General features: G+C 68.2%; 12 protein-coding genes. 7 read left to right on the top strand and 5 right to left on the bottom strand.

Annotated elements, in window-relative coordinates; all coding sequences use genetic code 11:
- Window positions 1-39 precede the first annotated feature (39 nt).
- Entirely contained in the window at window positions 40-1,410 is a 1,371-nt protein-coding gene (locus tag KEG57_RS01640; protein WP_272418416.1) for an NAD(P)/FAD-dependent oxidoreductase, read from the top strand.
- On the opposite strand, the gene KEG57_RS55415 is transcribed toward KEG57_RS01640, so the two are convergent.
- Complete coding sequence (locus tag KEG57_RS55415) at window positions 1,400-2,194, bottom strand: phosphatidylethanolamine N-methyltransferase family domain-containing protein (RefSeq protein ID WP_272418417.1); 795 nt, start codon at window positions 2,192-2,194, stop codon at window positions 1,400-1,402. The two genes, KEG57_RS01640 and KEG57_RS55415, sit on opposite strands and share 11 nt — an antisense overlap.
- Window positions 2,195-2,268: 74 nt before the next feature.
- Between KEG57_RS55415 and KEG57_RS01630 the strand changes: the two genes are divergently transcribed.
- Both KEG57_RS01630 and KEG57_RS01625 read left to right on the top strand, forming a co-directional pair.
- On the top strand, window positions 2,269-3,012 hold the full coding sequence (locus tag KEG57_RS01630) for a c-type cytochrome (protein WP_272418418.1): 744 nt from the start codon (window positions 2,269-2,271) through the stop codon (window positions 3,010-3,012).
- 23 nt (window positions 3,013-3,035) lie between these two features.
- Complete coding sequence (locus tag KEG57_RS01625) at window positions 3,036-3,923, top strand: methyltransferase domain-containing protein (protein ID WP_272458031.1); 888 nt, start codon at window positions 3,036-3,038, stop codon at window positions 3,921-3,923.
- Here KEG57_RS01625 and KEG57_RS01620 read toward each other — a convergent pair.
- The 4 genes from KEG57_RS01620 to KEG57_RS01605 all read right to left on the bottom strand — a co-directional run bounded on the left by KEG57_RS01620 (window position 3,863) and on the right by KEG57_RS01605 (window position 8,385).
- The gene (locus KEG57_RS01620; protein ID WP_272418420.1) at window positions 3,863-4,426 is read right to left on the bottom strand and encodes an EF-hand domain-containing protein; all 564 of its coding nucleotides are present in this window, start codon (window positions 4,424-4,426) and stop codon (window positions 3,863-3,865) included. The genes KEG57_RS01625 and KEG57_RS01620 overlap by 61 nt on opposite strands.
- Before the next feature lie 54 nt (window positions 4,427-4,480).
- Window positions 4,481-5,707 (bottom strand): YncE family protein, encoded by a 1,227-nt coding sequence (locus KEG57_RS01615; RefSeq protein ID WP_272418421.1) that lies wholly within the window; start codon window positions 5,705-5,707, stop codon window positions 4,481-4,483.
- Window positions 5,704-6,336, bottom strand: a complete 633-nt coding sequence (locus tag KEG57_RS01610; protein WP_272418422.1) for a hypothetical protein — start codon at window positions 6,334-6,336, stop codon at window positions 5,704-5,706. The genes KEG57_RS01615 and KEG57_RS01610 overlap by 4 nt, the downstream gene beginning before the upstream one ends.
- A gap of 75 nt (window positions 6,337-6,411) precedes the next feature.
- Window positions 6,412-8,385: an alpha-amylase family glycosyl hydrolase gene (locus KEG57_RS01605; protein ID WP_272418423.1), complete on the bottom strand. Its 1,974-nt coding sequence runs from the start codon at window positions 8,383-8,385 to the stop codon at window positions 6,412-6,414.
- 24 nt (window positions 8,386-8,409) lie between these two features.
- Between KEG57_RS01605 and KEG57_RS01600 the strand changes: the two genes are divergently transcribed.
- The 4 genes from KEG57_RS01600 to KEG57_RS01585 are packed head-to-tail and all read left to right on the top strand — an operon-like array spanning window position 8,410 to window position 13,120.
- Window positions 8,410-9,528, top strand: coding sequence for a hypothetical protein (locus tag KEG57_RS01600; RefSeq protein WP_272418425.1), 1,119 nt, complete (start codon window positions 8,410-8,412; stop codon window positions 9,526-9,528).
- Complete coding sequence (locus KEG57_RS01595) at window positions 9,529-10,395, top strand: PHP domain-containing protein (protein ID WP_272418426.1); 867 nt, start codon at window positions 9,529-9,531, stop codon at window positions 10,393-10,395.
- Complete coding sequence (locus KEG57_RS01590; protein WP_272418427.1) at window positions 10,392-12,575, top strand: hypothetical protein; 2,184 nt, start codon at window positions 10,392-10,394, stop codon at window positions 12,573-12,575. Before KEG57_RS01595 ends, KEG57_RS01590 begins: the two co-directional genes overlap by 4 nt.
- On the top strand, window positions 12,572-13,120 hold the full coding sequence (locus KEG57_RS01585) for a peptidylprolyl isomerase (protein WP_272418428.1): 549 nt from the start codon (window positions 12,572-12,574) through the stop codon (window positions 13,118-13,120). The genes KEG57_RS01590 and KEG57_RS01585 overlap by 4 nt, the downstream gene beginning before the upstream one ends.
- Window positions 13,121-13,126 lie beyond the last annotated feature (6 nt).

Below are 13,126 nucleotides of genomic sequence, written 5' to 3'. Positions count from 1 at the left end.
TTGACGGGTGAAATTGGAGGGCGGTAGCCTCCGGACCCCGTGACCCAGATCCACGACGTGGTGGTGCTCGGCGGCGGGCCTTCCGGGCTCGCCGCTGCGATCGCACTCGGCGCGCGAGGCCGGAGTGTCGTCGTCCTCGAGCGGGGGCGGCTCGGGCGGCCACGCGTGGGCGAGACATTCGGGCCCGAAATCGAGCCGCACCTCGCCACGCTCGGGGTCCGCGAAGTGTTTCGGGCCGAGGCATGCGTGCCCTTTCGAGGCGTGCGTTCGGCCTGGGGCTCGGCGGAGATCACGGCGCGCCCGTCGATCGTTCATCCGCTCGGCGAGGGGTTTCACGTGGACCGCGCCCGCTTCGACGCGATGCTCGCGGGCGCCGCAGCCGAGCGCGGGGTCGTGCTCCGCGAAGAGACCGGGGTCCCGACGATCGAGGAGGCCGCCGAGGGATTTTTCGTGCGTTCGCGCGATGGCGTCGAGGTTCGGTGCAGGTTTGTCGTGGACGCGAGCGGTCGCGGCGCGCCCGCGGGCGCCGTGGGATCGAGCGCGCGGCGCTGGGTCGCGTGTGATCGCACGATCGCGATCCTCGCGCGGATGACGCCGCCCGAGGGCCGGGACGTGGAGCCCGAGCTGCTGATCGAGTCCGCCGAGGAGGGGTGGTGGTACGTCGCGCCGCAGCCCGGCCGGAAGCTCTTCTGCGTGCTCCTGACGGACGCGGACCTCACGGCCGGGGCGCCTCGCGCAGAGCCCCTCGAACGATTTCGCGCGGCGCTCGAAAGGACGAACCACGTGCGTGCGCTCGCGGAGGGATGCACGATCGACGAGCCGCCACGCGTGGTGCGGGCCGACGTGGGGATGCTCGTGCCGGGTCGGGGCGCGCGTTGGTGCGCGGTCGGGGACGCGCTCGTCGCGGGGGATCCGCTGGCCGGAGACGGCGTGGCGCGGGGGTTTCATTCGGCGATCGAGGCGGCGACGGACATCGATCGGGCCCTCGCGGAGGGCGCGGACGCCTTGCCCGAGGCGGCCACGGATGCGGCGGCGTTCCTCGCGGGGCATCTCGATCGACGCGCCCGATACTACGGCATGGAGCCCCGTTTTTCCGAGGCGCTCTTCTGGAAGCGGCGCCAGGCGTTCGATTGGCAGGCCGCGCCGATCGGCCTGGATCCGCGGGTGACCCTGCGATGGGACGGACGCGAGCCCGATCCGCATGCGATCGCGCCGATCGAGGCGCTCGTGCCGCCGAAGGCGCTCGCCTCCGTGCTCGATTTCCTCCGGAGCCCGCGCGCCGCGCACGAGGCGCTCGCCGCGCTCCGGTCCGCGGCGCCGCTCGGCGATCGACGTCTGCTCGTCGGGCTCGAAGGGCTCGTCGCGCTGGGGATCGTGAACGAAGAGGCCGTGAGCGCTCTCAGAGGATGAACGGGATCAGGGCGCGCCGTTCGACCGGGTAATCGGGGAATTTTTCGCGGTACCAGGCGTGCGTGGCGAACGCGCGCGGCACGAGGTTCGCCGCGCTGATGGCGAAGATGAAGACGCCGGCGAGCGACCACGTGCACAGGGCAAACCCGGCCCAGCCCGTGAGCTCGGTCAGGTAGCTCGGATTCGTGACCCATTGGAAGAGGCCGCCGCGGGGGATGCGGTAGATCCGCTCGCCGCTGTCGATCTCCGCGCGGGTGCGCAGGTTCCTGAGGATCGAGTCCGAGTGCAAGGTGAGGCCGAACGAAATGTAATAGACTACGAAACCCACAAGAAAGCGCGGGTCCGTGAGCCATTCGGGGCCGTACTGGGGGCCGAGGCGCGAGATGAAGTCGGCGTGGAGGTAGCCGTGCATCGTGGTGACGAGGACGCCCGTGCCCACGACGAGCAGGCCGAACGAGGAGCGCTGGCCTTTCGGGACGCGCATCGAGAGCGGGAAATAAAAGCCGCGGTTGCCGTAATGGAGGAGCCACATCCCCAGGAAGACGAGCGGGACGAGCTCGCCGCGGTGCGGGCCGCGAATGTAAAAGTACAGGAACGAGAGCGTCGCGGGCAGCTCCATGAGGAACCAGCCGAGGCGTGGATCGAGCGCGACGCCGAAGCGTGGGCTCGCGAAGCGTCCATACGGCGAGGGGACGAACCACGCGGCGACCGCGACGAACAGGGCAAAGCCGAGCGCGATCGAGAGGACGAGGTCGTAGGTGGCGTCGCCGGTGTAGGTGAGCACGGTTTCCGGGGTGATACTACAGCCTGCGCGGCGGGCACAAGCCAGCTCGAGGGGCGGCTGCTAGGATGGGCCTTATGCGATGGATGTCTTTTTTCACCGGAGCCGCGCTCCTTTCGGGGCTCCTTTGCGCGTGCGAGCCGGAGCCCGAGATCGTGGAGGGCTCCGCGGAAGACCACGGCAAGGCGCTCTTTTCGGACCCGACGATCACCGAGACCCAGGCGAATTCGTTCTCCTGCGCGACGTGCCACCCGACGTCGAAGCCGTCCGCGGACGGACCCATCCTGCCCGGCGCGCCGCTCGCAGGCGTGACGCGGCGGACCTCGTACTGGGGCGGAATGGAGCTCGAGCTGCTCCGCTCGATGAACCATTGCCTTTATTATTTCATGCTGTCGAGCAAATCCTGGTCGGCCGAGGACGAGCGGAGCCGCGCGCTGTATGCGTACCTCGACGCATTGCCCGCAGGGCCGGAGGACGAGCAGGCATGGCCGTTCACGGTGCCCGTGCAGATCTCGGCGCCGGCCGCGGCGGGCGACGCGACCGCGGGCGCGTCCGTTTACAGGCGCGCGTGCGAGAGCTGTCACGGCGCGGCAAAGACGGGGGAGGGGCGCCTCGTGGCGCGGGCGCCGATCCTACCGGATCAGACGCTCGCCGAGCACCCGCTCGGCATGTATACGGCGGAGCAACGCAGGCTCGTCTTCGTGCAGAAGACGCGGCACGGCGGGTTTTTGGGGTACGGCGGGCAGATGCCGCCGTTCTCGATGGAGGTGCTTTCGGATGAGCAGATGGCGGATCTGCTCACGTATCTCGGCGTTCCTTGACAGGCTCGATACCCTCGTCAGAGATGACATTCATCATGTCAGAATCCGACCTCTATCTGCTCGGGGGCAGCGCGCGGGAGGCAGAGCGTCTCCGCAAGCAAATTCAGGAGCTCGCGGGTGAGGCCCGGTGGTTGCTTGATCAACTCCAGATTCGCCCGGGTGCAAGGGCCATCGAGCTCGGCTGCGGGCCGCAGGGGGTGCTCGAGCTGCTCTCCGAGCGCGTGGGGCCGTCTGGGACCGTGGTCGGGCTGGATAAGAACGAGGGTTTCGTCGCTTCGGCACGCAAGCATATGGCGGAGCAACGGCGAACCAACGTCGAGGTCGTGCAAGGGGACGCGAGGGCCACGAACCTCCCCAAAGAATCGTTCGACGTGGTGTTCTGTCGGTTGCTGCTCGTGAACGTCCCAGAGCCAGAACAAGTCGTCCAGGAGATGGTCTCTTTGCTGCGTCCCGGAGGCGTCATTGCGAGCCACGAGGCAGACTATCTACCGCACATGTGCGACCCACCTTCCCCGGCCTGGGATCGTCTGTTCGAGATTTTTCAGGCATATACGCGCGCAAAGGGCGTCGACCTGTTCGTCGGGCGGAGAGTCCACCGGATGCTGCGTGACGCCGGGATCGTGGAGATTCAAGTGAATCCAGTGATCCACGTCTACCCGCATGGCCATAACCGCCGGAGCATCTTCCTCGACTTCGTCCAGAATATCCGCGACGAGCTCGTCAGGGACGGTTTCGCCAAGGACGAGGAGCTGAACGCGCTCACGCAAGACCTGAAGCGCCATTGCGACGACCCCGATACACTGGTCGTTTCGCACCTGTTCTTTCAGGTTTGGGGCCGCAAACCGGAAGGTCAGATATCGAGCGGGCCGAGGAGCCAGTGGCCGGGGGAGTCGGGTGATTCGTCGAAGTAATAACCGCGAATGGTCTCGACCAGATCGCTGACGGTGATGAAGCCGTCGTTGTCCTTGTCGATGCGGTGGAACGCATCTCGAACGACCTGTTCGGGCACGCGCATCAGCGTTCCCATCCAGCGAACCTCGTCGGTCATGGTGAGCTTCCCGTCGCGATCCAGATCGACGACATCCATCACCGCGTTGATGTAGGGGACATAGCTCTGATCGAACGTTTCGGGCGTCTCGAGCATGCCCGCCGCGAACGCAGCCTTGTACTCGGCCAGGCTGATGCGATCGTCTGCGTCGAAGTCGGCGACCTTCCGCAGGTGCTCCCACAAGCCCAAGCTGATCTCGACGAGCCTTTGCCGGGCGGGAGACTCGGGCCCGTGACCGAACTCCTCGGCCATACGCACGGCCGAGATCTCGAAATCACGTCGCTGCAAAAAAACATTGAGATCGTGGTCGTGAGCGCGAAAGCGTCGTGCGAGCCTGCGCGCGAGAAAGTCCGTCATCTGGGTCATGCGGTGGCCGGTACCACAGCGATGGGGAGGGTGTCAATCGGTGGCAGCGTCGGCTCAGGGATTCGCGCCCGGGATCTGCGCAATGCCGTCGGGATACACGCCGACGACAGTCTCGCTCTTCGTCTCGAGCGTCGCTGCGTCGAGCGTGAGGACCTTGCCTGCCGCCACGTGATCACCCTCGCAGATGAGGGCCACGCGCGTGTCGTCGAGTCGATCGACGACGTGCGGCCATTTGCATTCGTCGGCTGTAAAATCGCGGCGGGTGATCTCCTGGTCCGTTTCGAGATCCCAGAGGATGAGCGCGTCGGGGGATTGCGTGGGGATCCAGAGGCGCTTGCCGTCCGCGGAGAAGGCCGGGAAAAAGGGCGCGCCGAGCGTCTTGATCTGGCGGTCGGGGTCCATCGCGTTCGCCTCGACGTCGAAGAAACGGACGTCCTTCGAGACCGTGTTGCCGAGCACCAGGGTTTTTCCGTCGGGGGAGAGGATGGCCGAGTAGGGGCCATAGTCCGGATCGCCGATCGAGCCGCCGGAGGCGTCGACGGGAATGCGATCGATCACCTCGCGTTTGTCGAGGTCGACCACGGTGACGACGTCTTCGCCATAACAGGCGACGTAGGCGCGGGCGCCGTCGGGGCGCGAGAGGGCCATGCCGTGCGGCGCGACGCAGGTGGTGATCCGCGGCGGATCGACCGAGCCCGTGGGAAGGACGGCCGCGGGGTCGACGAGGGCGATCGTGGCGCGGGCCCTGTCGAGGTCCCCCGGGTACTTGATGGCGCGCTGCAGATCGTAATGGGAGACGACGACGCGACGGCCGTCGTCCGAGGCCACGATTTCGCCGGGATTCGCGTCGACGCGGACCTGGCCGAGGATGCGGAAATCGTCGAGTGCGAACTTTTGCACGTAGCCGGGCTGGATGCTGCTGCCGTGCGAGGCGTGCGGGCCGCCGGTCGCGACGACGGGATACGAGAGGCCGATGTAGGCGAAGCCGCCGGTTCGGTCGATGGCGACGTGGTGGGGGCCGTCGAGGCCGACGGGATCCCGGCCGACCGGGACATGCCCGATTTTCTCGCCGGTGCCGAGGTCGAGCAGCGAGAGCGTATCCGAGAGGCTGTCCGTGACGATTCCGAGTCCGCCCGGAGGGACGGCGACGGGCTCACGGCGATCGGGGAATGCTTCGCCCGTGTACGGGTCGTATCGATATTCGATGGGGGCGTCCCCGCACGCAGGCAGGGCGGCAAGCAGGGCGGCGCCGGCGAGGGCGCGAAGGTGAGGAGCGCTCATGGCGTGATCGTAAAGGTGGTTTTGCTGCCCTGGAAGGGGCCGCCATCCATGTCGATGCGGTTGTCGACGAGCTGCGCGCCCTGGAGCTCGACCGTGATGGTCGCCTTGGCCGCGGTGATACGCGCCCAGATCGCGTCCGTGGGTTTCCACGAGGTCTCGCTCGTGAAGACGCGGGCGAGCTTGGGATCGGCGTCGGAGGAGACGACGAGCCAGGTCGCATACCCGGTGAACGGCGTGCCATGCGCGTGCGCCGCGCGGACGGGGCCGAGGAGCGCGGCGAGCGGGGCGAGGAGGGGCTCGGCGCGCGGCTCGGCGGGCAGGAGCGACGGCGGCGCGGACGGCGTGAGGCGCGAGGTGGCGCCGACGGCCCAGGAGAATGTGGGAATGGTGGAGGCCGAGAGCATGGTGCCGGCTGGTGGCGAGAGCAGCCCGGGCGCCTGGGAGGGGACATTCGCCGGCGGGTTCGCATCGGTTGCGGTGAGGAACGCGGCGAGGGCCTCGTCGGTGGTCGTCCCGCCGTAGACGACGTCTTCGTATCCCGCGGGGACGCCCTCCTCCTCGTGACCGCAGGCATAGAGGGATACCGAGGCGAGCGGGATCAAAAGGGCGAGGCGATAAAGGTTTTTCATGGCAAGCTCCGTGTGGCGCGCGGGCCGTCGCTCTTCGGAGCGTAGCGCATCGGGCGCCCGGGGCCAGCGCGGCGTTCAGCGGGCGCGACGGACGAGGGCCGCCGCGTCCGTGGCGAGCGTGAGCGTCGGGCCCGAGAGCCGCACCTCGTCGAGGGAGAAGAGGAGCGACGCGGAAGGGAATTCGTCGTCTTCGAGGTCGACGTCGACGGGGGCGCCGAGATTGACGGCGACGTCGATGACCTCGCCCTCGTGGGCGCGGCGGAAGATGAAGAGGCTGCCCTCGGCGAAGACGATTTCGACCGTGCCGCAGCGGAGCGCGGGGGAATGCGCGCGGAGGGCGAGGAGGGAACGCACGATCGAAAAGGCACGCGCGCCGGCGGGGTCGGGGTGAAGTGGGAGGGGCATTCGATCGGGCCAGACGTCTTCGGGTTCGGTGACGGGCGTTTCGGCGAAGAGGTCGTATTCCTCGCCATAAAGAATCGAAGGGACGCCGGGCCATGCGAGGAGGACGAAGAGGCCGAGGAGTCCGTGGCGCGAAGGGCCGCCGTGTTTGCGCGTGATGCTGGCGAAGCGTGGGTGGTCGTGTGTCGAGACGAACCGGAGCGAGCGGGCGCCGGGGGCGCCTCGATCGAGGTCGAGGAGGGCGAGCCGCTGGGCCGCGAGCTCGGCGGGGACGGCGCGTTTCGCGAGGAAATCGACGAGGACGTCGTGGAAGCCGAAATCGGTGGCGCAATCGAGGGCGCCGCGGCTCGTCCAGCGGTGGGCGTGGGCCGGGACGAGCTCGCCGAGGACGACGGCGTCGTGAATTTCGCGGCGGAAGGTTTCGCGAATGGCGACGGCGAGGTCGTGCGGGACCTCGGCGGCCATGTCGAGCCGCAGGCCGGAGGCGCCGCGCTTCGCCCAGCGGGACGTGGCGGAGAGGACGAGGGCCCGGACCTCGGGGTGATCGAGATTGAGCAAAGGGGCGTCCTTGCGCCGGCCGTAATGGCGGAGCTTGGGCGCGCCGCGGGACGGGATTGTCCAGTGAAACCAGGCGGCGAACGGGGAATCGAGGCCGCGTGCGCGGACGTCCTCGTAGGGGGGAAAGCCGCGGCCGGCGTGCGAGAAGGCGAGGTCGACGAGGATGCGGATTCCGCGTGCGCGGGCCTCCGCGACGAGGCGTTCGAAGGCGGGTTCGCCGCCGACGGCGGGGTCGATCTGGAGAGGATCGACGAGGTCGTAGCGATGGCAGGAGGCGGCGAGGATCGTGGGGGTGAGGTAAAGGACGGTGATGCCGAGGTCGGCGAGGCGAGGCAATGCGAGGCGAATGCCGTCGAGGTGGCCGCCGGCGGGGCGATCACGGCCGGGATCATGGCCCCAGGAGGCGCCGGGGCGCGGGGCGAAACGGTCGACGAAAATCGTGTAGAGGACGGCGTTTTTCCACCAGGCGGGGAGATCGTCCGTGGGCGTGGGGACGAGGGAAAATGCTTCGCGCGGGCCGGGATCAAATCGGATGCGGAGAGGCCTCGTCGGGCCGGGAAGCGAGGCGCGGAAAAAGAGGTGCTCGTCCTCCTCGGCGACGCGGGTCATTTCGATTTCGCCGCCTTCCCAAAGGAGTCGCAGGTGCTCCCCGTGGCCACGACGCAGGCCGGCGCTGACGATAAGATGGTCTTCCTCGGGCGCGCGCACGACGAAAGGCGGCGCAGGGGCGAAGAGCAGCGGCTCGGGCGCGCCGCCGACGGAGAGAACGCTATTTCGAATTCGATCCCGCGAGCGCGTCCGCGGGTTGTCGAGGTCGAGCGACCAGTGGCCGCCGGCGCGGAGCTTGTACGAATACACGCCCACGGGGAGGTCGAGCGTGGCCTCGGCGATTCGTTCGCCGGGCGTTTCGGCAGGCATCGACGCCAGGGGGATCCCCGTTTGCCAGTCGCAGACCTCGCCGAGGAGCTCCACGGGCGCGCCGGGCTTCGCGCCGGGGAAGGCGCAACGCGCGCGCAGGTGGACGGAACGGGGATCGGGCGGAGAGGCCGGATCAGGCGGGAGGGGTGTGGTCGGGTCTTGTCGCGGCACGTGGCTTCATCTTACCCTCGGACAATGATCAAGGTGAGGGTGCGAAAGGCGGGGACGGGCGTCGCCGCGGCGTCGGGGCTCATCGCCCTTTCGGGGGCGCAAACGGGGTGCGTAGCCGAGCCGATCGAGCCGGGCGACGAGTCCATCGCCGAGGCCGAAGACGAGCTCTCGCCGGGCACCGGCACGCTCGCGCTCGACGGCTTCCCGGGGAACTTCAACGTGAAGCTCGTCAACGCGAACACGGACGAGTTCCTGCGCGCCGGCCAGGCGCTCACGATCGAGCTGCCCGTGTGGATGCTCTGGGACAAGCTCTACGCGGGGACGCCGCTGCCCAATGATCTCGAGCGGCTCAAGCAGATCACGGCGACGGTGACCGTGAGCGCGGTCGACAAGACGACGACGATCGCATCGCTGAAGGCGCCGGTGACGACCTACGCCGGCATGGATTCGTATGGGTTCAAAGCGATCACGAAGACGTTCATCGTGCCGTCGAAGGCTGACTGGCTCGGCTTCGCGATCACGATCACGGACCTAGAGCCCGGGGGCCTGAGCGCGAGCATCACGGCGGCGGAGCTCTCGACGCTCGCGGTCTTCGGCGGGGAGTTGCCGAACAAGAGCCTGTTCATGGATTGGGCGCAGGCGACGAAACGAAACCGGATCATCGAGGGCGACGATCCGATCGCGGGGGCGGAGCTTTTGCTCGCGGTGTCGGACTGGCGGGCCGACGTGGTCGTGGACAAATCGCTGATCGACACGCAGATCGGCAAGGCGCAGAGCGCGAGCCGGTTCGGCTGGGTGACGATCCCGATTTACGGCAAGATCGTGCACGAGGTCGCCTACGCGGTGCATTTCGACGACGGGCTCGACTGGCGGCCCGAGGTGATGCTCACGGAAAAACCGAATTCGCGCTTCCTGGGATCGGGCCGCACGACGTACGAGGGGACGATCCAGGTGCCCGCGAAGGCGCGGCGTATGATGCTGTACATGCACGTGAAGACGTACCTCGTCGCCGATTACACGGGCTATGCGAACATCACGGAGAAGTGGTACGCGGACGGGGCGAAGATGCTGAAGGCCGACAAGTACGACAACCCGAACGGGGCCTTCACGAATTATTCGTTCTCGATCGCGAACTCGCTCTGAATGCTCCTCCCGACGGACCTGCACGGGCACACGTTGTTCTCCGACGGCCGCGCGACGCCGGAGGCGTACGTGGATTTCCGTCGCGAGATCGGGATGCGCGTGATCGCCGTGGCGGATCACGACGTGCTCGCCGCCGTGCCGCGCGCCGCGCGGGCGGCGGCGGCGGCGGGGCTTCTGTTCGTGCCGGCCCTGGAGGTGACGTCGTTTCTGCATTTCGGGACGGAGCGGGCCGAGCAGTTTCACGTGCTCGCGTATTTTCCGCCGCGTTTCTCGGTGCTGCCGCTCCTCCGGCAGACGGCGCTGTTCCGGCGAGGCGAGCGGGTGCAGGCGAAATGGAAGGCGTTCGTGCTGGCCTGGATGGAAGGGATTTCGGAAGAGGAGCGGCGCGCGATTGATCCGGAAGGTACATTCGAAGCCCTCGCGCCGGTCGATTTTCCGGCGCTGCAATCGATGCTGGATCGGGTCGCCGCGCGGACGACGCTGTTTCCGGCGTTCCGTGATCATCACGTGCGGTTCTGGGAAGAGGATCGAGAGCTCTTCGGCTGGACGCCGGAGGAGGCGATCGAATGCATCCGGCAGGACGGCGCGCTCGACGTGGTGGCCCACCCGGGCCGGTACCGCGACAAGGAGAGGACACGCGCGGTGCTGCTGCGGGCGAGCGGGATCGAGGTTTATACGTCGCGCCACAAGGCAGAGGTGGCCGAGTCGTTTCGCGCATTCGCGGAGGAGCACAAGAAATGCTGGACGGCATCGTCGGACGATCACCAGAATGCACGGTACGTGAGGCCCGCCGCGGGGACGCCGGTCGCGACGATCGAGCGGATCCTGGGGCGAGCGCTGCCGATCGAGTCGATTCTCTCGGCTTGAAGCGTCGCTCGCTCGGGCTCCTGTCGGCGGCGCTCTTGCTCGCGCCCGGCGCGGCGCGCGCGGCCGATCCGCCGGCGGCGCCGGCACCGGTGCAGCCAGCGCCGACCCCGGGAGGATGGGCGGGCGAGCTCGATGCGCTGTCGAAATGGATCGCGGACCGGGGCAAAGGGCCGTCGTGCGCGGCGCGATGTTACACGCTCGAACGATTGAAGCTCTCGGGGCGGGTCGGGGAGGGGCCGCTCGAATTCGAGCTCGTGGGCCGGGTGCTCGCGGACGGGGCCGTGGATGTGCCGCTGTTCGGGCCGCCGAAAGAGGTGCGGCTCGAAGGCGTGACGGAGAACGACAAGGAAGCGGCGATCGGGTTCGAGGGCGATCGGTATTTCCTGCACACGTCCGCCAAGCGGTTCGTGCTCAAAGGAAAGATGACGCTCGGGAGTGATCTGACGCTCCAGATCCCCGGGCCCTTGAACACGCTGGAAGCGGATCTCGCGTCGGGCGCGGTCGTCGAGGGATCACGTTTGTCCGGGATCATGGGGACGACGATCCACCTGAATCGGCAGGACAAGGCGGCCGAGGCCGGGCCCACGGTGTTTCAGCTCTCGCGCGCGGTGCGCGTGGGGCGCGAGATCGGCTTCGAATATCGGCTCGTGATGCGCTCGGGGACGGACCTCGGGGTCGTGCGATTGCCGCTCACGCTCGGCGAGAAGGTGCTCGACGTGACGGGCGCGGCGGGGTTCCGGGTCGAGGGAAATGAGCTCATCTTGCCGACGTCGGGGCGGACGGCGGAGATGACGATCACGGGCACGCTCGCGAAGCTCGGCGCCATCGCGCCGGACGCGCGCTCGGGCTACGAGTGGTGGCTCATCGAGAGTGATCCGGAGCATCGCGTGGCGGTGGCCGGGGACGCGCGGCAGGTGGATTCGGCGGAGTCGCCCATTCCGCGGTCGCAGCCGACGTCGCGGCTGTTTCTGGTGCAAAAAGGCCAGAAGATGGAGGCGACCGTGACGCCGCTCGCGGCCGTGGACGCGCTCGCCGCCGTGGTGCAATCGCATCAGCGCACGGTCGTGGTGACGGCGCGCGGAGACGTGGTCTCGCAGGATCAGGTGAACTACGAGAACAATGGCGTCGATTACCTCGCGTATTCGCCCTCGGGCCGGCCGATCTTCCTGTCGACGTCGGGGAAGGCCGAGCGGATCATGCGGCAGGGCGCGGATGCGGAGGAAATCCTGGTGCCGCTCCGGACGGGGAGCCAGTCGGTGCAGGTGCAATCGCTCTCGCAGACGGGGCTCAAGCCGCTCTTCGGAACGGTGACGGTGCCGATGCCGTCGTATGCATTGACGGCGAGCCGCGTGCACCTGACCGTGGGATTGCCCGCGGGGGTGTTCCCGCTGGCGTTGCTCGGTGGGGATCGGCCGAAATGGGCGGTGGAGGGGAGTGATCTCCTGGTGTCGGGCATCGGCTTCGCGGCCGGGTTGGCCGCGGTGCGGCCGGGGCCGGGGACGAGCCCGGCGCGATTGCGGACGCTTCGGATTCTTGGGGGAATCGTGCTCGCGTCGTTGTGGTTCCTCTGGAAGCCGGGGTTCGTTCTTTCGCTCATCGCGCTCGGGCTCTGGGCGCTCATCTGGGCCGTGGGCGTGTTCGCGAAGGGCGCGGCGCGGGTGGCGGCGACGGTCGTGCTCGTGGGCGGGCTCGGGCTCGTGGGGCTCATCGGCCTCGCCGCGATGAGTTCGCGGTCGCCGGTGAAGTCGTCGGACATCAGCTACGAGCCGCCGGCGCAGCGGGCCGCCGCGCCGGCCTCGACGCTAAGCGGCGGAAAACTCGACGACGATCGATCGGGCAATGGGTGGGTGGACAAGGGCGGCGGGGTGCTGGAGGGCGTGACGCCGGTGCCGCTGCCGTTGCCGGATTATCGGCATTCGATGAGCGCGAGCCGCGAGCTCGTGACGAAGGATCGGCCGTTCCGGCCGACCTTGGTGTACGTGACGGACACGGCCGTGGCGCCCTTCGCGGTGCTCTGGCTCGTGGGGTTGGCGATCGTGGTGAGCGCGCATCGAGAGCGTATGAAGGATGGATACCGGCGGCTGCGCGAGCGGATCGACCGCGCGGCGGCACAGCCACCGGCCGAGGCGAAGGCGGCAATCGTCGAGGCGCCGAAGGACAAGGAAGGAGAAGAGGGATGATGAAGGCAAGCAAAGGCGGTTTCGTGTCGCTCCTCGCCGCGACGCTGCTCATGGCGTGTGGCGGTGGAACCCCGGAGCCCGTGACGCCCGCGGAAAAGGCGCCCGAGAAGGCCGTCGAGGCGCCGAAGCCCGAGGCGGCGCCGGCCGGGCCGGACGCGGAGAAGGCCGCGCAATGTATTGCGACGGCAAACGCGCAGCGCGCGAAGTTCAGCGGTGAGCCGCCGAAGGTGACGGTCAAGCACATCCTGGTGAGGTACAAAGGCACGAAGAACGCGGACGCGTCGATCACGCGCACGCGCGAGGAAGCGTGCCTGCGGGCGATGGAGGCGCGCGACAAGCTGCGCGAGGGCGCGGATTTCGACGAGATGGTGAAGGAGTACAGCGAGGAGCCCGGCGCGGCGTCGCGCGGCGGATCCGTAGGGGAGATCGAGCGCTCGATGGTCGTGAAGAACTTCGCGGACGCGGCGTTCGAGCTGTCCGTGAACCAGATGAGCGACGTCGTGGAGACGGAGTTCGGCTTCCACCTGATCGTCCGCTCGCAGTGAGCAGAA

It is taken from the genome of Polyangium jinanense (assembly GCF_028435365.1).
The sequence above is the reverse complement of the archived record's forward strand: the minus strand, read 5'-3'. Positions and strand labels throughout refer to the sequence as shown.